The organism is Burkholderia sp. AU33803 (assembly GCF_002223095.1).
Taxonomy (GTDB): Bacteria; Pseudomonadota; Gammaproteobacteria; order Burkholderiales; family Burkholderiaceae; genus Burkholderia.
The window spans coordinates 1,015,150-1,035,801 of the sequence record NZ_NKFJ01000006.1; the positions used below are offsets into that span (position 1 = coordinate 1,015,150).

The window sequence follows — 20,652 nt, forward strand, 5'->3', positions numbered from 1 at the left end:
CAACGTGGAGAAAATCGGATTCGGACGCGTTCTGGGCGGGGGCGCGGCAAGCGCGGGGCGGCAAAACGTGCGCGGATCGGATCGGTCGGCCGGGCCGGCGGCTTGCCGTCCCGGGCCGAAACCGGGCTGCCCGAGGGCCGCCCGGCGAGGTGCGCAATGCTTAGTTCTTCAGCAGGTGGGCGACGCCATCGCGCTCTTCGAGCAGTTCGGCCAGCGTGCCGTCCATCTTCTCGCGCGAGAACGCGTCGATTTCCAGGCCTTCGACGCGCTTGTATTCGCCGTTTTCGCAGGTGACCGGCACGCCGTAGATGATGTCTTCGGGGATGCCGTACGAGCCGTCCGACGGGATGCCCATCGTGACCCACTTGCCGTTCGTACCGAGGACCCAGTCACGCACGTGGTCGATTGCTGCGTTCGCTGCCGATGCTGCCGACGACAGGCCGCGCGCTTCGATGATCGCCGCGCCGCGCTTGCCGACGGTCGGGATGAACGTGTCGCGGTTCCACACGTCGTCGTTGATCAGCTTCAGCAGCGATTCGCCTTCGGCGGTCGCGAAGCGGAAGTCGGGGTACATCGTCGGCGAGTGGTTGCCCCACACGGCGAGCTTCTCGATCGATGCGACCGGCTTGCCCGACTTCGCTGCGAGCTGCGACAGCGCGCGGTTGTGGTCGAGGCGCAGCATGGCCGTGAAGTTCTTCTTCGGCAGATCCGGTGCCGACTTCATCGCGATGTAGGCGTTCGTGTTCGCCGGGTTGCCGACGACCAGCACCTTCACGTCGCGGCTCGCGACTTCGTTCAGCGCAGCACCCTGAACCGTGAAGATTTCGGCGTTTGCCGACAGCAGGTCCTTGCGCTCCATGCCCTTCGAGCGCGGACGTGCGCCGACCAGCAGTGCGACGTCGGCATCCTTGAATGCGACCTTCGGATCGTCGGTGATCACGACGCCCGCGAGCAGCGGGAACGCGCAATCGTCGAGTTCCATCACGACGCCCTTGACGGCGCCTTGGGCTTGCGGGAGGTCGAGCAGTTGCAGGATGACCGGCTGGTCCTTGCCGAGCAGGTCGCCGTTCGCGATGCGGAACAGCAGGGAGTAAGCGATTTGACCTGCGGCGCCGGTGACGGCAACACGCTTTGCGGGCTTAGCCATTGAAAATCTCCAGGACGGGTAAAGCGTTGGACACTCGCGAAAACGCCATTCTATGCGCGTTGTGCGGAGTGTTGCATTGAAGCAGGGCGGAGGACTCGCGATGGCAGACGCGGTGAACCTGGAGACGGCCGTGGCACGTAGCCGGGGACGCGCTTTTGCACCCGCGAACCCTTGCTCGACCCGGAGTGTAGGAGCCGTCCGGCTCAAAGTCAAACGGTATCATATGTCTTATATAAGACAGATGTTTTGCGGAAATTGAGTGGACTTAAAAGTGCGGTTTGTGATGAAATGCGCGCCATGACATCGAACCAGGCGAATACCGCGAATCAGACCGGCGCAGGCGGCCCAGGGCAGCCGGGCGCGAGCGATCCCGCACCTTCGCCTGCGGCGGCTCCGTCGCCGACGTTCAGCCCGTTATACCAGCAGATTAAGTCATTAATCACGCAAAGTCTCGAAACCGGCGAGTGGAAGCCCGGCGAGATCATCCCGAGCGAGGTGGAGCTGGCGGCCCGTTACAAGGTCAGCCAGGGCACCGTCCGCAAGGCGATCGACGAGCTGGCCGCCGAAAACCTCGTGGTCCGGCGGCAGGGCAAGGGCACTTTTGTTGCAACGCACAATGAAGATCGCGCGCAGTTCCGCTTCCTGCGGCTGCTGGCCGACGACGGTGCCGAGCATCCGCACGTGAGCCGCCTGCTCGAATGCCGTCGCCTGCGCGCGCCGGCCGAGATCGCGCGGCAGCTCGACCTGAAGCCGGCCGATCCGGTCGTGCAGGTGCGCCGCCTGCTGGAGTTCGAGAACGAAGTGACGGTGCTCGACGAGATCTGGCTGCCGGGCGCGATGTTCCGCGGGCTCACGTTCGAGCGGCTGAGCGAGTATAAGGGGCCGCTCTACGCGATGTTCGAGACGGAGTTCGGCACGCGGATGATCCGCGCGACGGAAAAGATCCGCGCGGTCGCGGCGGAGCCGGCGGTGGCCGACCTGCTGCACGTGCCGGCAGGTTTCCCTTTGCTGTCGGTCGAGCGCGTGTCCTATACATACGGAGACCGACCGGTGGAAGTGCGTCGCGGCTGGTATGTCACGACCGGGTACTACTATCAGAATGACTTGAGTTGACGGTGTATCGGCTCAAGCCGAGTGCGTTCGCGTTCCCCACGTTCGCGAAGCACGTTTCGGGCCGCCTTTGTTCTTGTTCGCGCAACTATCCAGAGCAGACTTTCGCTGCAGCGCGATATAAAAAGGCGCTAAAATCGCGGATTAGTGTGACAACATAGTAGGGGTCTAGCATGACTGATGCAGTAAGAAAGCCGAGGCCGGAATACCGGAACATCGGATTCGGCGATATCACGATGAAATATCGCATGCCGCTGGCAGCGATATTGTCGATTCTCCACCGAGTCAGCGGCGCGCTGCTGTTCTTGTTCCTGCCGTTCCTGCTGTTCCTCTTCGACCAGAGCCTCACGTCCGAGCTCAGCTTCGAAGTCTTCAAGGCTTTCCTCTCCAACATCATCGTCAAGCTGATCGTCCTCGCACTGTCGTGGGCCTTCTTCCACCATTTCTGCGCCGGCATTCGCCACCTGCTGATGGACGTCAACCACGACGCCGTCACGAAGGAAGGCGGCAAGCGGACGGCAGTCGTCGTCTTTGTCGTCTCGATCGCGCTGACGATCGCCATGGCACTCAAACTGTTCGGAGCATTCTAAGAAAATGGCAGCCAATAACCGAATCGGCTCGAAGCGCCTCGTCGTCGGCGCTCACTACGGCTTGCGTGACTGGCTCGCGCAGCGTATCACCGCCACGATCATGGCGGTCTACACGGTGATCCTGCTCGTCCTGTTCTTCGGCGCGCACGATTTCTCGTACGAAGGCTGGGCATCGATCTTCGCCGCGCAATGGATGAAGCTCGCGACCTTCGTGATGCTGCTTTCCCTCTTCTACCACGCATGGGTCGGCGTGCGCGACATCTGGATGGACTACGTGAAGCCCGTCGGTGTGCGCCTGCTGCTGCAATCGCTGACCATCGTCTGGCTGCTCGCATGTGCGGGCTACGCCGCGCAGATTCTCTGGAGAGTGTAAAGAATGGCTGCAATCAAAACTAATCTCCCGCGCCGCAAGTTCGATGTGGTGATCGTCGGCGCGGGCGGCTCCGGCTTGCGCGCAGCGCTGCAACTGTCGCGCGCGGGCCTGTCGGTCGGCGTGCTGTCGAAGGTGTTCCCGACCCGTTCGCACACGGTGGCCGCGCAGGGCGGTATCGGTGCGTCGCTCGGCAACATGAGCGAAGACAACTGGCACTTCCACTTCTACGACACGATCAAGGGCTCCGACTGGCTCGGCGACCAGGACGCGATCGAATTCATGTGCCGTGAAGCGCCGAACGTCGTGTACGAACTCGAACACTTCGGCATGCCGTTCGACCGTAACGCGGACGGCACGATCTACCAGCGCCCGTTCGGCGGCCACACCGCGAACTACGGCGAGAAGCCGGTCCAGCGCGCCTGCGCGGCCGCCGACCGTACCGGTCACGCGCTGCTGCACACGCTGTACCAGCAGAACGTCGAAGCGAAGACGCAGTTCTTCGTCGAATGGATGGCGCTCGACCTGATCCGCGACGCGGAAGGCGATGTGCTCGGCGTGACGGCCCTCGAGATGGAGACGGGTGACGTCTACATCATGGAAGGCAAGACGACGCTGTTCGCGACGGGCGGCGCAGGCCGGATCTTCGCGGCATCGACCAACGCGTTCATCAACACCGGCGACGGCCTCGGCATGGCTGCGCGTTCGGGCATCGCGCTGCAGGACATGGAGTTCTGGCAGTTCCACCCGACCGGCGTGGCCGGCGCGGGCGTGCTGATCACCGAAGGCGTGCGCGGCGAAGGCGGTATCCTGCGCAACGCGAACGGCGAGCGCTTCATGGAGCGCTACGCGCCGACGCTGAAGGATCTGGCGCCGCGTGACTTCGTGTCGCGTTCGATGGACCAGGAAATCAAGGAAGGCCGCGGCGTGGGTCCGAACAAGGATCACGTGCTGCTCGACCTGTCGCACATCGGCGCCGAGACGATCATGAAGCGTCTGCCGTCGATCCGCGAAATCGCGCTGAAGTTCGCGAACGTCGACGCGATCAAGGAACCGATCCCGGTCGTCCCGACGATCCACTACCAGATGGGCGGCATCCCGACCAACATCCACGGTCAGGTCGTCGGCACGTCGCGCGGCGGTCACAAGGATCCGGTCAACGGTTTCTACGCAGTGGGCGAATGCTCGTGCGTGTCCGTGCACGGCGCGAACCGCCTCGGCACGAACTCGCTGCTGGACCTCGTGGTGTTCGGCCGTGCGGCCGGCAACCACATCGTCGAGCACGTGAAGAACCAGAAGGAACACAAGCCGCTGCCGGCCGACGCAGGCGAATTCTCGCTGGCGCGCCTGGCGAAGCTCGACAAGTCGAGCTCGGGTGAATACACGCAGGACGTCGCGAACGACATCCGCTCGACGATGCAGAAGCACGCAGGCGTGTTCCGCACGTCGGAACTGCTGAAGGAAGGCGTCGACCAGATGGCCGGCCTGAAGGCACGCGTGGAAAACATCCACCTGAAGGACAAGTCGAAGGTGTTCAACACCGCGCGCGTCGAAGCGCTCGAGCTGGAGAACCTGATCGAAGTTGCTCGCGCAACGATGGTGTCGGCGGAAGCACGCAAGGAAAGCCGTGGCGCACACGCCCACAGCGACTACGAACACCGCGACGACGAGAACTGGCTGCGCCACACGCTGTGGTACAGCGAAGGCGATCGCCTCGACTACAAGCCGGTTCAAATGAAGCCGCTGACGGTCGAATCCGTGCCGCCGAAGCCGCGCACGTTCTAAGCCGAGTCAAAGGAATCCGAAATGGCAAAACGCATTTTTGAAGTCTACCGCTACGATCCGGACAAGGACGCAGCGCCGCGCATGCAGACGTACGAGCTGGAGCTCGAGCACGAGCGCATGCTGCTCGACGCACTGGTCAAGCTGAAGGCCGTGGACGAGACGCTGTCGTTCCGCCGTTCGTGCCGTGAAGGCGTGTGCGGTTCGGACGCGATGAACATCAACGGCAAGAACGGTCTCGCGTGCCTGACGAACCTGAACGACCTGCCGCAGAAGATCGTGCTGCGTCCGCTGCCGGGCCTGCCCGTCGTGCGTGACCTGATCGTCGACATGACGCACTTCTTCAACCAGTACCACTCGATCAAGCCGTACCTGATCAACGACGCGCCGCCGCCGGAGAAGGAACGCCTCCAGTCGCCGGAAGAGCGCGACGAGCTCGACGGCGTGTACGAGTGCATTCTGTGCGCGAGCTGCTCGACGTCGTGCCCGAGCTTCTGGTGGAACCCGGACAAGTTCGTCGGCCCGGCCGGCCTGCTGCAGGCTTACCGCTTCATCGCGGACAGCCGCGACACGGCCACCGGCGAGCGTCTCGACAACCTGGAAGACCCGTACCGTCTGTTCCGTTGCCACACGATCATGAACTGCGTCGACGTTTGCCCGAAGGGCCTGAACCCGACGAAGGCGATCGGCAAGATCAAGGAACTGATGGTTCGCCGCGCTGTTTAAGGTCGAGATGAGCGATTCGCATCAATCCGACCCGCACCGTCGCGCACGCCTTCGCTGGCGTGCGCGGCGGGGTCTGCTGGAGAACGACATCATTTTCGAGCGTTTCTTCAGCAGATACGAGCATGACCTCACCGATGCAGACGTAGGCGCGTTGTCGCGCCTGCTCGATCTGAGCGACAACGACCTGATGGACTTGCTCCTCGCGCGCAAGGAACCAGAAGGCGACCTAGACAGCCCGGATATTCACCGGCTGTTGGAGATGCTGCGCAACGTGTAACGCCAAGGCGTCACACGCTGTGCCCGTTATCGAATCCCGTTTCTTTATTTCGATTGAGGATGTGCCATGACTCCGTCTGATGTTAAAGCCACGCTATCGTTCAGCGACAACTCGCCGAGCGTCGAACTGCCGATCTACAAGGGCACGATGGGCCCGGACGTGATCGACATCCGCAAGCTGTACGGCCAGACCGGCAAGTTCACGTACGACCCGGGCTTCATGTCGACGGCAGCTTGTAATTCGGCGATTACGTACATCGACGGCGACAAGGGCGAGCTGCTGTACCGCGGCTACCCGATCGACAACCTCGCGCAAAACGCGGACTTCCTCGAAAGCTGCTACCTGCTGCTGAAGGGCGAACTGCCGAACGCAGCGCAAAAGAAGGAATTCGTCGACACCGTCACGAAGCACACGATGGTGCACGAGCAGATGCACTTCTTCTTCCGTGGCTTCCGTCGCGACGCGCACCCGATGGCGATCCTGGTCGCTGCAGTCGGCGCGCTATCGGCGTTCTACCACGACTCGCTCGACATCAACGATCCGCGTCACCGTGAAGTGTCGGCGATCCGCATGATCGCGAAGCTGCCGACGCTCGTCGCGATGGCGTACAAGTACAGCATCGGCCAGCCGTTCGTGTATCCGAAGAACTCGCTGTCGTACAGCGCGAACTTCATGCACATGATGTTCTCGAACCCGTGCGAAGAGTACAAGGTCAACGACGTGCTCGTCCGCGCACTCGACCGTATCCTGATCCTGCACGCCGACCACGAGCAGAACGCATCGACGTCGACCGTCCGCTTGGCCGGCTCGTCGGGCGCGAACCCGTTCGCGTGTATCGCTGCCGGTATCGCCTGTCTGTGGGGCCCGGCGCACGGTGGTGCGAACGAAGCCGCGCTGAACATGCTCGAGCAGATCGGTTCGCCGGACAACATCCCCGAATTCATCAAGCAGGTGAAGGACAAGAATTCGGGCGTGAAGCTGATGGGCTTCGGTCACCGCGTGTACAAGAACTACGACCCGCGTGCGAAGCTGATGCGCGAAACGTGCTACGAAGTGCTGAACGAACTGGGCCTGCACGACGACCCGCTGTTCAAGCTCGCGATGCAGCTCGAGAAGATCGCGCTGGAAGACGAATACTTCGTGTCGCGCAAGCTGTACCCGAACGTCGACTTCTACTCGGGCATCGTCCAGCGCGCGCTGGGCATCCCGACGTCGATGTTCACGTGTATCTTCGCGATGGCACGTACGGTCGGCTGGATCGCACAGTGGAACGAAATGATCGGCGATCCGGAACAGAAGATCGGCCGTCCGCGCCAGCTGTTCATCGGCGATACGCCGCGCGAAGCGAAGCCGCTCAACGCACGTTAAGTCGTGCGCGGCGCGAACGGCCGGCAGGCCGCTCGCGTCGGGCGATCGCAACGCCACGACACCCCGACGGGTCATCCCGTCGGGGTGTTTTCATTTGGGCGGCGGCGGTTCGCCCCGGCCCGCGTGGCGTTCCAGCGACGGCGGGCGCGTGTCGAGTGCGGGCGTGTCGTGATCGGGCGCGTGGCCGTGCTGCACGAAGAATTGCCGGTATGCGCCCGGCGTCATCCCGCGTGCGGCGAGGAACTGGCGATTGAAGTTCGCGGCATTCGGAATGCCGCAGCGCGCGGCCACGGTCGCGATCGGCCAGTCGGTGCCGACGAGATGACGGCATGCGTGCGCGAGCCGCAGCCGTTGCACGTAGCGGCCGACGCTTTCGCCGAGATGCCGGACGAACAGGCGCTGCAACGTGCGTTCGGACATGTGCGCGGTGGCGGCGAGTGCGTCGATGCGCAACGGCTCGTGGAAGTGCCGGTCGATCGCGTCGAGCACGCGGTCGAGGCGTTCGGCTTCGGGGGCGGCTGCGTCGGTTTGGCGTGTCGTGCCGTCGGTGCGCTCGTACGCGTGCGCGGTGGCAAGCGGTTCGCCGCCGGCTTCCGCGAGATCGACGAGCGTGTCGAGCGTGGCCGCGAGCCGCGTGCGCGGCGACGGATCGAGCAGCTGCGGCAGCCGTGCGCGCATCGCGCGGGCCGCGTCCGTATCGAAGCGCAGGCCCGGTGCGGCACGCCGCAGCAGTGAGCGCAGCGGCGCGTATTCGGGGCAACAGTCGGCGAGACGCCGTGCCCAGTCGCCGTCGAACCAGATGACGAGCGCGACTTCAGGCGCATCGCGATCGATGCGTGCATTCGACGACCACGTATGCGGCAGGTTGGGCGGCACGAGCACCAGGTCGTCGTCCGCGTAGTGCGCGACGTGATCGCCGATGAAGCGCCGGCCGCGGCTGTTGAGCGTCAGCGTCAGTTCGTACTCGGGATGGCGATGCCATTCGAACGGGATGCGCGCGAGCTGGCGGTGATAGACGCGGATCGAACAGCCGGGGGCGAACGTCACGTGCTCGTACTGCGGTTTCATTGCGGCCTCCGGGGGAGCGCCGGCATCGCGCCGTGGCATGATCGTGAGCGATCGTCACGACGGAGCGATGCCATGTTTTCACATGTTTGCGTGGGGGTGGCCGACACCGCGCGCGCCTACGATTTCTACGCGCCGCTGTTTGCGGAACTCGGGCTGCGCCTGAAATTCCGCGAGCCGGACGGCTGGTCGGGCTGGATGCCGGCCGACACCGACCGGCCGCTGTTCTTCTTCGGCCACCCGCTCGACGGCCGCGCGCCCGAGCCGGGCAACGGCCACACGATCGCGTTCGTTGCGCCGACCCGCGCGCACGTCGATCGCTGCCACGCGCTCGCGCTACGCCACGGCGGCACTTGCGAAGGGCCGCCGGGCCTGCGGCCGGACTATCACCGCGACTACTACGGCGCCTATTTCCGCGATCCGGACGGCAACAAGCTGTGCGTGGTCTGTCATCGTCCGGCGTGACGCGCGGTTGTCAGGATTGTATCGATAGTTGGCCGGATAGTGGTAATCGCGGCCGCGTGCCGGCCGTACGCTGACGGCACATCACGACACCTGTCAGCGAGGAGACCACGATGCAACTGACGATTGACGACCTGCCTGCCGCGATTCGCGACGCGAAAAGGGCGCTGCGCGCCGACTTGCCCGGTTATGCGGCCACGTTCCGCGAACTGGAAGGCGATATTGCGCGGCAGGTCGACGCGATTCGGCGTGCGCATGCGCATGGCCATGACGTGATTCCGGTGGTGCCGTTTGCGGACATCGCGAGAGGGAGCGTCGATCCGCATGCGGTTGCCGCGATCCGCACGCATGGCGCGATCGTGATCCGTGGCGTATTCGATGCGCAGCAGGCGCGCGACTGGAACGACGAGATCGGTGCCTACCTGGACGCGAACCGCTTCACCGACCGGCTGCACGCACGTGCCGAGGACCGCTATTTCGGCAACCTCGCGTCGGGCAAGCCGCAGATCTACGGCGTCTACTGGTCGAAGCCGCAGGTGGCTGCGCGCCAGTCGCCGGCCCTGACCCAGGCGCGCGTGTTCCTGAACCGCCTGTGGCGGCACGCGGACGGCGGCCGCACGCACTTCGATCCCGACCAGGTGCCGGCCTATGCGGACCGGATTCGTCGCCGCCCGCCCGGCTCGACGTCGCTCGGGCTGTCGCCGCATGTCGACGGCGGTTCCGTCGAACGCTGGCTCGGCGAGAATTTCCGCAAGGTCTACCGTCACGTGCTGGCCGGCCGCTGGCGCGATTACGACCCGTACGACGCGGCGTTCCGTCCCGACGTCGAGGAGATTCCGTCGCCGGCCGTGTGCTCGATGTTCCGCACGTTCCAGGGCTGGACCGCACTGACGCCGCAGGGGCCCGGCGACGGCACGCTGCAGTTGATCCCGGTGGCGAACGGGATGGCTTATGTCGTGCTGCGTGCGCTGCAGGACGACGTGGCCGACGACGACCTGTGCGGCGCGCGCCCGGGCCGCGCGCTGTCGATCCGGCCCGAATGGCACGCGCTGCTGCTCGACGCGCTGGTGCCGATCCCGCACATGGAGCCGGGCGATGCGGTGTTCTGGCACGGCGACGTCGTGCACGCGGTCGAGGATGCGCACCGCGGCAGCGGCGACAGCAACGTGATGTACATCGCGGCCGCGCCCGGTTGCGCGAAGAACGACGCATACCTGCAGCGCCAGCGTGCTGCGTTCCTGCGCGGCGAGAGCCCGCCCGATTTCCCGGCCGATCATTTCGAGGTCGAATTCGACGGGCGGGGCGGGGAGGGCGATCTCACGGCGCTCGGCCGTTCGCAGATGGGGTTCGGGGCGGGCGTGTAGCAAGCATGCCGCGTGTGAAGGCGGCGGCTCGCCGGGCGGCGCACGGCGGCCTGCCGATTCCGCTGCGCGCCGCGCGCAATTCGACGCAATCGGCTGCCGGCGCAGCCGAAATCGACGCGAATTGCGCAATTTGGCTTCCGATAATGGTCCGGACACAACGCAGCCGCTCCGTGTGAAGCACGGGTGCGGCGCTGACCATGGAGGAGTCGATGCAATTCACGCAAGCGATCGTTCGCCGCCCCGCGCCGTCCTGTGGCGCGGGCCTGACCACCGCCGAGCTCGGCGCGCCCGATTACGACAAGACGCTCACCCAGTTCCACGCTTACTGCGAAGCGCTGCGCACGCTCGGCGTCGCGCTGACCGAACTGCCGCCGCTGGAGGCATTCCCCGATTCGCACTTCGTCGAGGACACCGCGGTCGTGACGCCGGAATTCGCGGTGATCACGCGCCCCGGTGCGCCGGCGCGGCGGGGCGAGACGGTGCACATCGAAGCGGCGCTGGCCGCGCATCGCGACCTGCTGCCGATGCAGGACGGCCGGCTCGACGGCGGTGACGTGATGCAGGTCGGCAAGCGCTTCTACATCGGCCTGACGGGCCGCACCGACGCCGAAGGCATCGCCGCGTTCGAGTCGCTCGTGTCGCGCTACGGCTACTCGGTCGTCGCGGTGCCGGTGGGCGCCGGCCTGCATCTCAAGTCGGTCGTCAACGCGCTCGGCGACGACACGCTGCTCGTGACCGAATCGCTGGCCGCGCATCCGGCCTTCGCCGACTATCGCCGGATCGCGATCTCGGCCGCCGACGAATACGCGGGCAACACGCTGCGCGTGAACGGCACGCTGATCACCCCGGCCGGCTACCCGCGCGTGCACGACAAGATCGCGTCGCTCGGGCTGCCGCTGCACGTGATCGATACGAGCGAGTTCCGCAAGATGGACGGCGGCCTGACCTGCCTGTCGCTGCGGTTCTAGCCGATTGGCGCGCGGCCGCTTCGGCCGGATAATGTGGCCCCCGCGCGGAACCGGAGACGTTCCGCGCACCAGCCACGACCCGACCGGAGCGAACGCGGATGACCGACAAGAAGATGCAGCTCGACAAGATCGATCTCCGGATCCTCGACATCCTGCGCACCGACGGGCGGATTTCCTACCGGAAGCTGTCCGAGCTCGTGAACCTCACGCCGCGGCCGTGCCAGGCGCGCGTGGAGCGGCTCGAGGCCCTCGGCGTGATCGAAGGGTACCGCGCGGTGATCAAGGCGCCGCGCGCGACCAAGCCGATCGTCGTGATCGCGCAGATCACGCTGGCCGACCACGGGCGTTCGCAGGCGCCGTTCGAGGACGAAATGCGGGCGAATCCGGCCGTGCTCGATTGCTGGCTCGTCAGCGGCACGTTCGATTTTCTCGTGCGGCTCGCGTGCGAGGATCTCGACGAGTACCGGCGGATCGCGAACCTGTGGCTGGAAAGCCCGCGGTTCCGGATCGAGAAGATCGTGACGACGGCCGAACTGCAGGCGATCAAGCGCAGCGTCGTGTGATGCGGCCGGGAAGGACCGGCTTCGACGCGAATGACCCGGCCTGACGATTTGCATTCCGAATCAAATCGTCGGGCCTGAATCCAATCAGGGTGAACACTATGGATGCTTTGCAAGCGGCAGCGGAGACGGCCGCACCGTCCGGGACGACGCTGAAACGCCGTCTGCAGGGCCGCCACATCGCGATGATCGCGATCGGCGGCTCGATCGGCACGGGGCTGTTCGTCGCGTCGGGGGCGTCGGTCGCGCAGGCGGGGCCGGGCGGGGCGATCGCCGCGTATATCGCGATCGGGCTGATGGTGTACTTCGTCGTCACGGGCCTCGGCGAGATGGCCGCGCTGATGCCGGTATCGGGCTCGTTCGCGATCTACGGCGAGAAGTACGTCGACGAAGGCTTCGGCGTCGCGCTCGGCTGGACCTACTGGTACAGCTGGGCCGTGACGATCGCGATCGAGCTGGTCGCCGCGCAGATCGTGATGCGCTACTGGTTTCCAACCCTGCCCGGCATCTGGTGGGGCGCGGGTTTCCTCGTGCTGATTTTCCTGCTGAATACGCTGTCGGTGCGCGGTTTCGGCGAATCGGAATACTGGTTCTCGCTGATCAAGGTCGTCACCGTGGTCGCGTTCATCGCGGCCGGGCTGCTGATCGCCGCCGGCCTGATCGGGAACGGGCATCCGGTCGGCTTGCGCAACTTCACGACGGGCGATGCGCCGTTCGTCGGCGGCGTGCACGCGATGATGAGCGTCGCGCTGATCGCGGGCTTTTCGTTTCTCGGCACCGAGCTGGTCGGGATCACGGCCGGCGAATCGGAAAACCCGCGCAAGACGATCCCGCGTGCGGTGAAACAGATTTTCTGGCGGATCATGCTGTTCTACGTGTTCGCGATCTTCGTGATCGGGCTGCTGGTGCCGTACACGGACCCGAACCTGCTGAAGAGCGACGTGACCGACATCGGCGTGAGCCCGTTCACGCTGGTGTTCAGCCACGCGGGTTTCCGGCTCGCGGCCGGCGCGATGAATCTCGTGATCCTGACGGCCGTGCTGTCGGCCGGCAATTCCGGGACTTACGCGGCCACGCGGATGCTGTACAACCTCGCGGCGGAAGGGCGCGCGCCGGCGATGTTCGCGACGCTGTCGCCGGGCGGCGTGCCGCGCAACGCGCTGTACGCGACGATGGCCGTCGGCGGGCTGTGCTTCCTCACGTCGCTGGCCAACAACCAGAGCATCTATCTGTGGCTGCTGAATACGGTCGGCATCACCGGCTTTATCGCGTGGCTCGGCATCGCGGTCTGCCATTACCGGTTCCGCAAGGGGTTCCTGAAGCAGGGCTACCGGCTCGATCAGTTGCCGTACCGTGCGAAATGGTTCCCGTTCGGGCCGCTGTTCGCGATCGCGATCTGCATCGTGATCTCGCTCGGGCAGGATTACCAGGCATTCTTCGCGGCCCGCATCGACTGGATGGAAGTGCTGTCGATCTACGTGTGGATTCCGCTGTTCGTCACGATCTGGTGGGCGTATCGCCGTGCGCGCAAGAGCCGGCTCGTGCGCTACGAGGAGATGGACATCGGGCCGTGGCTGACGCGTTCGGTCGAAGCCGTCGATGCCGCGGCCACGCAGCGCGGGCAGTCGCACTGACTGCCTGGTACGGAAAGCGCGATAACGGGAGCCGGCATGTTTTGTCCGGCCGGCTCCGATGCGTGCGGCTGGCGTGCGGCGTCATCTGCACGAGACGCCGGTCGCCGCGTGGGCAGGGGGCATCCGCTGCCCTGCATGAGGGAAGCGATGCGGATCCCGTGCCGGCGTTACTTGTCCAGTTCGGGATAGTGCCGGAAGATGCCCATGTCGTTGAACGGGATGCGGCGTTCCGACTCGAGATAGAACGCGACAGGCGGATGCAGTGCAACGCGGTCGTGCAGTGCAACCAGCGCCGCGATCTGCCGCTCCGCACGCTTCATCGCTTTCGGAAACGCGTAGCGCAGGCCCTCGATCAACTGGAACATCGACAGGTCCGCATAGCTGAGTGCGTTGCCGGCGAGGTAGCCGCTCTTGTGCGGATTCTGTGCGAGCACACGCTCGAAGTATCCGAGGAATTTCGGCAGCCGGTTTTCGAGGAAATCGGCGGCACGCTCTGCGGCTTCCGCCTGCTGATCCTCGTAGTAGAGGCCGCTTGCGATCGGATGGTGCGTGTCGTGGATCTCGGTGACGAAATCGGCGACGGTCAACTGAAGCTGGTGCACCCACAGCCGGCCGGCTTCGTCGTCGGGCGCGAGCCCCAGCCGCGCGCCGAGAAACAGCAGGATGTTCGCGGTCTGCCCGATGACGACGTCGCCGGCCTTCAGGAACGGCGGCGCGAACGGCACGCATTCCGCCTTCGAGCTGTCCATCATCCGCATCATGGCCGGCACGCCCATGCCGCGCCCCGATTCACGCGCGACGTCGACATAGTCGGCTTCCGCCGCTTCGAGCGCGAGCCGCACGTACTCGCCTCGGCCCTGGATCTCGGGCCAGTAATACAGTTCGTATCGCATGCTGTCTTCCCGTTCGTTTAACCGACTGCTGCCGGCATCGTGACGACCGGGCGGCCACGTGTCGCGCGCCACCCGCTGCGAATAGACAGTCTAGGCGATTGCAGGAAAAGTGCCGCGTGCGTCGTGCGTGCGTCATACATGCGTTACGCGCCGCGCTCGCCGCCTTCGGGGCCGTAGAAGAACACCCACGTCGAGAAGTCGTCGGAGAAGCCGATGAAGCGGTGCTCGGCGTGTGCCGGGACGAACAGCACGTCGCCGGCCGCGATTTCGCATTCGCGTCCGTCGACGACGAAGCGCGACGTGCCCGTGGCGATTGCGTAGACCTCGTCGCGCGTATGCGGCTTCTGCTTGTCGTCGATGCGCGGCCGGTACAGCTCGACGTCCAGCGTGCCGTGGCGAAACAGCGTCGTGAACAGCGTGCCTTGTTCGTCGAGGTGGGCGAGCGATTCATTCAGGCCGAGCTTCATGGGGAGGGCTCCAGGTCTGGATCGTGGGAGCGTGCGCGTTGCGCCATCGTATCTCGAAATCAGGAGCGCGATGTGCAGCACGCGACGAGGCAAGCGAATCACGTTGCTCGCCACCGATGAAACGGTGGCCGCACATGCTCGCCATGGATGAAACGCGTGCGTCCATCGATGAAACAGCGTGACGATCGTCCGCATTCGATCGACAGGTTCACCGCGATTTAATAAACGCCCACTACGATCCCGCATCGTCGATCGACCGATGCGCAGCGATTCGATTCGAGCGTCGCCCCTGCCATTCATCGCCCAACCGCGCGACGCATCAGGTTGTCATTCCCGTGAACCCGCGATTTGCAACGTCGTGATCGGCTGCCGGCGTTGCTCGCATCATTTCGTATTTCTCATGAATCGAACCCCGTCGGCTTCTTTACGCAGAAAATTCCTGGCTGCCGCCCCCGCGGTTGCCGTGGCGCCGTGGTTGAGCGCATGCGGCGGTGACGACGTCACGTCGGCACCCGTGACCGATGCGGCGCTGGCCGCGCAGATGTCCGCGAAGCTCAATGCGCAGCTCGGCGACGCGGCGACGGTCAACGCGATCGTGCCTGCGCTGACCGATGTCGGCTTCACGTGGGACCTGCCGACGGTGCCGGCCGCGCAAATTGGCGCGATCGTCGCATACAGCTTCGGCAATCGCCCGAACGCGGCAAGCGGCAATACGTCGAGCACGGGCGGCAACCAGTCCGCGCTGCCCGATCCGGGGCCCGTCAACGAAGCGCTCGCGGACGCCGTCTACCGTATTCGGCAACTGAAACCGGTCAAGGTCTACGCGCAGTGGGAGATTGCGCGCTTTCTCGTGTCGAAATACGGGATGGGCGCCGACGTGCTGTCGTCGATCGAGCCCGTGATCGCGAGCGACGGCACGATCGTGTACCTGAGTACGGCGGGTGTGGCCGCCGAGGCCGTGGCGCGCGCGGGCGGCGCGGTCGCGATGGGCAGCGTCGCGGTGGTCGGTCATCGGGACCACGCGAAGCGCTGCATCCAGACCTCGCAACAGGCGGGCATGAAGGCGGCCGCGGTTGCCGAGGTGTCGTTGCCGACGCTTTACGACCCGCAGTCGGGCCAGCCGTGGACGCGTAACCGCAGCCTCTACCTCGTGCACGACATGTATGCGCAGATGCTCGGCCGGGCGATCGGCGCGACGATGCAGGCGTTCCCGAAGGGCTGACGCATTTTCTCTTTCCCGATTCCGATGACCATGCAGACCCGCCGCCATTTTCTCGCTTCCGTTTCCGCTTCCGCGCTGGCCGCGACCGGCGCCGCCAGTGCGCCGGCCTTCGCGAACGACGCGCCTGTTTCAGACGCCGAACTCCAACGCCAGATGCTCGGCAAGCTGACGAATGAACTGAACGACCGCGCAGCCGCCGCCGACGAGACCGGCTACCTGTTCGACCCGTTTTTCTCGTGGCTGCCGCCGACCGTCCCGAACACGACCATCAACACGATTGCCGCCTTCAGCTTCGGCAGTCGCGCTGCGGCGGCGCCGGGCCCGGTGAACGAGGCGATTGCCGACGCCGTGTTCCTGCTGCACCAGAAGGTTGCCGTGCGGATCTTCGCGCAGCAGGAAGTCGCGAGCGTGCTCGCGTCGAAATACGGGCTGACGGCCGGCGTGACGTCGATCGCGACCCCGGCCGCGGTCGCCGGCAGCCCGATACCGACGCCTGACGGCATCGCCGCCGCGATCGTCAAGCAGGCCGGCTCGGCTGCGGCACTCGGCAACGTCGGTGTCGTCACCCATGCGGATCAGGCGTCGCTTGTCGTGCGCGTGTCGAATGCCGCGGGGATGCAGGCCGCGGTGCCGGCGGGCCTGACGCTGCCGTCGCTTTACGACGCGTCCGCGCAGATGCCGGCATTGCGCCGCCGCGATCTCTACCTGCTGAGCAACGTCGGCGTGCAACTGGGCATGCTGCGGCTCGACCTGATCAACCGCGAATACCCGAACGGCTGACGCTGCCGGACCTTCGCGGAACATCTCTCGTTCATCAATCTCTTCCATTCCGGGACCGTCATGTCCTTTCGCGTGTCGCCGTGACATGCGCAGCGCGGTGGCGGCCGGGGCCACCGCGCCGTGGTGTCCGCGTTGCCGGGTAATGCTTATCCGGGTATCGCGTGTACCACCCAACTCACTGTTTTTATTCACTTTTTTCGTTATCGTGGTACTCCATGGGCCGATTTTGCGTGGCATAATCGATCACATCCGCAAGGCTTGTAGTCACAACGACCCCGCATACCCATGGCACAGACTCTCTACGACAAACTGTGGAACACCCACGTGGTCCACACCGAGGAAGACGGCACGACCCTGCTCTACATCGACCGTCAGCTGCTGCATGAAGTCACGAGCCCGCAGGCGTTCGAAGGGCTGAAGATGGCGCAGCGTCCGGTGTGGCGCATCAGCGCGAACCTGGCCGTGTCGGACCACAACGTGCCGACCACCGATCGCAGCCACGGCATCGCCGATCCCGTCTCGAAGCTCCAGGTCGACACGCTCGACGCGAACTGCGATGCGTTCGGCATCACGCAGTTCAAGATGAACGACGTGCGCCAGGGCATCGTCCACATCATCGGGCCGGAACAGGGCGCGACGCTGCCGGGCATGACGATCGTGTGCGGCGATTCGCATACGTCGACGCACGGCGCATTCGGTGCGCTCGCGCACGGCATCGGCACGTCGGAAGTCGAGCACGTGCTCGCCACGCAAACCCTGTTGCAGAAGAAGAGCAAGAACATGCTCGTGAAGGTCGAGGGCACGCTGCCGCGCGGCTGTACCGCGAAGGACATCGTGCTCGCGATCATCGGCAAGATCGGCACGGCCGGCGGCACGGGCTACGCGATCGAATTCGGCGGCTCGACGATTCGCGCGCTGACGATGGAAGGCCGCATGACCGTCTGCAACATGGCGATCGAGGCCGGTGCGCGTGCAGGCATGGTTGCCGTCGACGACACGACGATCGACTACCTGAAGGGCCGCCCGTTCGTGCCGACCGGCGCGGAATGGGACCAGGCCGTCGAATACTGGCGCCAGTTCAAGTCGGACGACGGCGCGCAGTTCGATCGCGTGGTCGAGCTGAACGCGGCCGAGATCGTCCCGCAGGTCACGTGGGGCACGTCGCCGGAAATGGTCACGTCGATCGACGGCCGCGTGCCCGATCCCGAGCGCGAGAAGGATCCGGTCAAGCGCGATGCGATGGAGCGTGCGCTGGCGTACATGGCGCTCGAGCCGAACACGCCGATCGAATCGATCAAGGTCGACAAGATCTTCATCGGCTCGTGCACGAACGCGCGAATCGAGGACATCCGTGCGGCCGCGTATGTCGTGAAGAAGCTGAACCGTCGCGTCGCGTCGAACGTGCGGCTCGCGATGGTCGTGCCGGGCTCGGGCCTCGTGAAGGCGCAGGCCGAGCGCGAAGGGCTCGACAAGGTGTTCACGGACGCCGGCTTCGAATGGCGCGAGCCGGGCTGCTCGATGTGCCTCGCGATGAATGCCGACCGGCTCGAGCCGGGCGAGCGCTGCGCATCGACGTCGAACCGCAACTTCGAAGGCCGGCAGGGCGCGGGCGGTCGCACGCACCTCGTGAGCCCCGCGATGGCGGCAGCCGCGGCGATCGAAGGCCATTTCGTCGACATTCGCCAGCTGGGGTAACGCATGACGGCATCGAAGGTCATTGCGCGGCTGGTTGCCGCGCTGGCGCTGGCGGGGCTGGGTTTCGGCCTCGCGGGCTGCAATACCGTCCAGGGCTTCGGGCAGGACGTCAACGCTGCCGGCAGCGCGCTGAAGCGCGCCGCGGAGTGACGGCCCCCACCGAGAATTTGTCGATGTGCGCCGGCTGAACGCCGGCCCTTCAACCGGATAGACGGATCATGGAAAAATTCACAGTGCATACCGGCGTCGTGGCGCCGCTCGATCGCGAGAACGTCGACACCGACGCGATCATCCCGAAGCAGTTCCTGAAGTCGATCAAGCGCACCGGCTTCGGTCCGAACGCGTTCGACGAATGGCGTTATCTCGATCACGGCGAGCCGGGCCAGGACAACTCGAAGCGTCCGCTGAATCCCGACTTCGTGCTGAACCAGCCGCGCTACCAGGGCGCATCCGTGCTGCTCGCACGCAAGAACTTCGGCTGCGGCAGCTCGCGCGAGCACGCACCGTGGGCGCTGCAGCAGTACGGTTTCCGCGCGATCATCGCGCCGAGCTTCGCCGATATTTTCTTCAACAACTGCTACAAGAACGGCCTGCTGCCGATCGTGCTGACCGAGCAGCAGGTCGATCACCTGTTCAACGAGACGGTCGCGTTCAACGGCTTCGAAGTCACGGTCGACCTCGACGCGCAGGTCGTGCGCACGGGTGACGGCCGCGAGTATCCGTTCGAGATCGCCGCGTTCCGCAAGTACTGCCTGCTGAACGGCTACGACGACATCGGCCTCACGCTGCGCCACGCGGACAAGATCCGCCAGTTCGAGGCCGAGCGCCTCGTGAAGCAGCCGTGGCTCAACACCAAGCTGGTCGGCTGAGATCGCCTTTCGGGCGGGCGCGCCGGCGGCGCGTTCGCCGGCCTGCCTCCATAAAAACCTACCCAGTCAGGAATTTCGCATGAAGATTGCAGTGCTGCCCGGCGACGGCATCGGTCCGGAAATCGTCAATGAAGCCGTGAAGGTGCTGAACGCACTCGACGAGAAGTTCGAACTCGAACAGGCGCCGGTCGGCGGCGCGGGCTACGAGGCGAGCGGCCATCCGCTGCCCGACGCGACGCTGACGCTCGCGAAGGAAGCCGACGCGATCCTGTTCGGCGCCGTGGGCGACTGGAAGTACGACTCGCTCGAACGCGCGCTGCGCCCCGAGCAGGCAATCCTCGGGCTGCGCAAGCACCTCGAGCTGTTCGCGAACTTCCGCCCGGCGATCTGCTATCCGCAGCTCGTCGATGCGTCGCCGCTGAAGCCCGAGCTGGTCGCGGGCCTCGACATCCTGATCGTGCGCGAACTGAACGGCGACATCTACTTCGGCCAGCCGCGCGGCGTGCGCGCTGCACCGGACGGCCTGTTCGCGGGCGAACGCGAAGGCTTCGACACGATGCGCTATTCGGAACCGGAAGTGCGCCGCATCGCGCACGTCGCGTTCCAGGCGGCCCGCAAGCGCGCGAAGAAGCTGCTGTCGGTCGACAAGGCGAACGTGCTCGAGACGTCGCAGTTCTGGCGCGACATCATGATCGACGTGTCGAAGGAATACGCGGACGTCGAGCTGTCGCACATGTACGTCGACAACGCGGCGATGCAGCTCGCGAAGGCGCCGAAGCAGTTCGACGTGATCGTCACGGGCAACATGTTCGGCGACATCCTGTCGGATGAAGCGTCGATGCTGACGGGCTCGATCGGCATGCTGCCGTCGGCGTCGCTCGACAAGAACAACAAGGGCCTGTACGAGCCGTCGCACGGTTCGGCGCCGGACATCGCGGGCAAGGGCATCGCGAACCCGCTCGCGACGATCCTGTCGGCCGCGATGATGCTGCGCTACTCGCTGAATCGCGCGGAGCAGGCCGATCGCATCGAGCGTGCGGTGAAAACGGTGCTCGAACAGGGCTACCGCACGGGCGATATCGCGACGCCGGGTTGCCAGCAGGTCGGCACGACGGCGATGGGCGACGCAGTGGTCGCGGCGCTGTAACGCGACCAAGTAGAAAGGGCGCGAACAGGCCGCGAAATCGGCCGGTTCGCATGCGGTTGGCCGTTGTGCGGGCCACCGGCTTTGTGTAGACTCGAACGATGGCGCATCTTTCCCTGATCTCCCCGGTCTTGAAACTCCACGGCAACACAGCCCGTG

The 20,652-nt window shown here is 65.2% G+C and carries 22 protein-coding genes; 18 read left to right on the top strand and 4 right to left on the bottom strand.

Annotated elements, in window-relative coordinates; genetic code table 11:
* Window positions 1–160: 160 nt before the first annotated feature.
* The gene (locus tag CFB41_RS21850) at window positions 161–1,147 is read right to left on the bottom strand and encodes a malate dehydrogenase (protein WP_006479357.1); all 987 of its coding nucleotides are present in this window, start codon (window positions 1,145–1,147) and stop codon (window positions 161–163) included.
* A gap of 288 nt (window positions 1,148–1,435) precedes the next feature.
* Here CFB41_RS21850 and CFB41_RS21855 point away from each other — a divergent pair, with 288 nt between their 5' ends.
* From CFB41_RS21855 to gltA, 7 genes are all read left to right on the top strand, one after another.
* Entirely contained in the window at window positions 1,436–2,260 is an 825-nt protein-coding gene (locus CFB41_RS21855; RefSeq protein ID WP_039358249.1) for a GntR family transcriptional regulator, read from the top strand.
* A gap of 170 nt (window positions 2,261–2,430) precedes the next feature.
* The gene (sdhC, locus tag CFB41_RS21860; protein WP_034185792.1) at window positions 2,431–2,847 is read left to right on the top strand and encodes a succinate dehydrogenase, cytochrome b556 subunit; all 417 of its coding nucleotides are present in this window, start codon (window positions 2,431–2,433) and stop codon (window positions 2,845–2,847) included.
* A 4-nt stretch (window positions 2,848–2,851) separates the two neighbouring features.
* Window positions 2,852–3,220: a succinate dehydrogenase, hydrophobic membrane anchor protein gene (gene sdhD / locus CFB41_RS21865; protein WP_011355745.1), complete on the top strand. Its 369-nt coding sequence runs from the start codon at window positions 2,852–2,854 to the stop codon at window positions 3,218–3,220.
* Between the two features lie 3 nt (window positions 3,221–3,223).
* Window positions 3,224–5,002 carry a succinate dehydrogenase flavoprotein subunit gene (sdhA, locus tag CFB41_RS21870; protein WP_089457844.1) on the top strand — a complete coding sequence of 593 codons (1,779 nt, stop codon included), beginning with the start codon at window positions 3,224–3,226 and terminating at the stop codon, window positions 5,000–5,002.
* A 21-nt stretch (window positions 5,003–5,023) separates the two neighbouring features.
* Window positions 5,024–5,725, top strand: coding sequence for a succinate dehydrogenase iron-sulfur subunit (locus CFB41_RS21875; RefSeq protein ID WP_011355743.1), 702 nt, complete (start codon window positions 5,024–5,026; stop codon window positions 5,723–5,725).
* A 7-nt stretch (window positions 5,726–5,732) separates the two neighbouring features.
* Complete coding sequence (locus CFB41_RS21880; protein WP_039358259.1) at window positions 5,733–6,002, top strand: succinate dehydrogenase assembly factor 2; 270 nt, start codon at window positions 5,733–5,735, stop codon at window positions 6,000–6,002.
* 66 nt (window positions 6,003–6,068) lie between these two features.
* Window positions 6,069–7,370: a citrate synthase gene (gltA, locus tag CFB41_RS21885; RefSeq protein WP_011355741.1), complete on the top strand. Its 1,302-nt coding sequence runs from the start codon at window positions 6,069–6,071 to the stop codon at window positions 7,368–7,370.
* A gap of 90 nt (window positions 7,371–7,460) precedes the next feature.
* Here the strand turns inward: gltA and CFB41_RS21890 are convergent, their stop codons facing one another.
* Window positions 7,461–8,438, bottom strand: a complete 978-nt coding sequence (locus CFB41_RS21890) for an AraC family transcriptional regulator (RefSeq protein ID WP_089457845.1) — start codon at window positions 8,436–8,438, stop codon at window positions 7,461–7,463.
* Window positions 8,439–8,510: 72 nt separating this feature from the next.
* Here CFB41_RS21890 and CFB41_RS21895 point away from each other — a divergent pair, with 72 nt between their 5' ends.
* The 5 genes from CFB41_RS21895 to CFB41_RS21915 all read left to right on the top strand — a co-directional run bounded on the left by CFB41_RS21895 (window position 8,511) and on the right by CFB41_RS21915 (window position 13,423).
* Window positions 8,511–8,900: a VOC family protein gene (locus CFB41_RS21895; RefSeq protein WP_089442941.1), complete on the top strand. Its 390-nt coding sequence runs from the start codon at window positions 8,511–8,513 to the stop codon at window positions 8,898–8,900.
* A 110-nt stretch (window positions 8,901–9,010) separates the two neighbouring features.
* Entirely contained in the window at window positions 9,011–10,261 is a 1,251-nt protein-coding gene (locus tag CFB41_RS21900; protein ID WP_089457846.1) for a DUF1479 domain-containing protein, read from the top strand.
* Between the two features lie 209 nt (window positions 10,262–10,470).
* Complete coding sequence (locus CFB41_RS21905; RefSeq protein WP_089442939.1) at window positions 10,471–11,229, top strand: dimethylarginine dimethylaminohydrolase family protein; 759 nt, start codon at window positions 10,471–10,473, stop codon at window positions 11,227–11,229.
* 98 nt (window positions 11,230–11,327) lie between these two features.
* Window positions 11,328–11,792 carry an Lrp/AsnC family transcriptional regulator gene (locus tag CFB41_RS21910; protein ID WP_089427955.1) on the top strand — a complete coding sequence of 155 codons (465 nt, stop codon included), beginning with the start codon at window positions 11,328–11,330 and terminating at the stop codon, window positions 11,790–11,792.
* A 98-nt stretch (window positions 11,793–11,890) separates the two neighbouring features.
* The gene (locus tag CFB41_RS21915) at window positions 11,891–13,423 is read left to right on the top strand and encodes an amino acid permease (protein ID WP_089457847.1); all 1,533 of its coding nucleotides are present in this window, start codon (window positions 11,891–11,893) and stop codon (window positions 13,421–13,423) included.
* A 167-nt stretch (window positions 13,424–13,590) separates the two neighbouring features.
* Here the strand turns inward: CFB41_RS21915 and CFB41_RS21920 are convergent, their stop codons facing one another.
* Both CFB41_RS21920 and CFB41_RS21925 read right to left on the bottom strand, forming a co-directional pair.
* On the bottom strand, window positions 13,591–14,316 hold the full coding sequence (locus CFB41_RS21920) for a glutathione S-transferase (RefSeq protein ID WP_089457848.1): 726 nt from the start codon (window positions 14,314–14,316) through the stop codon (window positions 13,591–13,593).
* A gap of 143 nt (window positions 14,317–14,459) precedes the next feature.
* The gene (locus CFB41_RS21925; protein WP_089442936.1) at window positions 14,460–14,783 is read right to left on the bottom strand and encodes a cupin domain-containing protein; all 324 of its coding nucleotides are present in this window, start codon (window positions 14,781–14,783) and stop codon (window positions 14,460–14,462) included.
* 400 nt (window positions 14,784–15,183) lie between these two features.
* Here CFB41_RS21925 and CFB41_RS21930 point away from each other — a divergent pair, with 400 nt between their 5' ends.
* The 6 genes from CFB41_RS21930 (at window position 15,184) to leuB (ending at window position 20,496) form a co-directional block, all read left to right on the top strand.
* Window positions 15,184–16,005 (top strand): hypothetical protein, encoded by an 822-nt coding sequence (locus CFB41_RS21930; protein WP_089458953.1) that lies wholly within the window; start codon window positions 15,184–15,186, stop codon window positions 16,003–16,005.
* Window positions 16,006–16,035: 30 nt separating this feature from the next.
* On the top strand, window positions 16,036–16,785 hold the full coding sequence (locus tag CFB41_RS21935; protein ID WP_089458954.1) for a Tat pathway signal protein: 750 nt from the start codon (window positions 16,036–16,038) through the stop codon (window positions 16,783–16,785).
* Window positions 16,786–17,070: 285 nt separating this feature from the next.
* The gene (gene leuC, locus CFB41_RS21940) at window positions 17,071–18,480 is read left to right on the top strand and encodes a 3-isopropylmalate dehydratase large subunit (RefSeq protein ID WP_039358286.1); all 1,410 of its coding nucleotides are present in this window, start codon (window positions 17,071–17,073) and stop codon (window positions 18,478–18,480) included.
* A 3-nt stretch (window positions 18,481–18,483) separates the two neighbouring features.
* Window positions 18,484–18,630, top strand: coding sequence for an entericidin A/B family lipoprotein (locus CFB41_RS21945; RefSeq protein ID WP_089442934.1), 147 nt, complete (start codon window positions 18,484–18,486; stop codon window positions 18,628–18,630).
* A 68-nt stretch (window positions 18,631–18,698) separates the two neighbouring features.
* Window positions 18,699–19,349: a 3-isopropylmalate dehydratase small subunit gene (gene leuD / locus CFB41_RS21950; RefSeq protein WP_089442933.1), complete on the top strand. Its 651-nt coding sequence runs from the start codon at window positions 18,699–18,701 to the stop codon at window positions 19,347–19,349.
* Between the two features lie 79 nt (window positions 19,350–19,428).
* Window positions 19,429–20,496 carry a 3-isopropylmalate dehydrogenase gene (gene leuB, locus CFB41_RS21955; protein WP_089432401.1) on the top strand — a complete coding sequence of 356 codons (1,068 nt, stop codon included), beginning with the start codon at window positions 19,429–19,431 and terminating at the stop codon, window positions 20,494–20,496.
* Window positions 20,497–20,652: the final 156 nt, after the last annotated feature.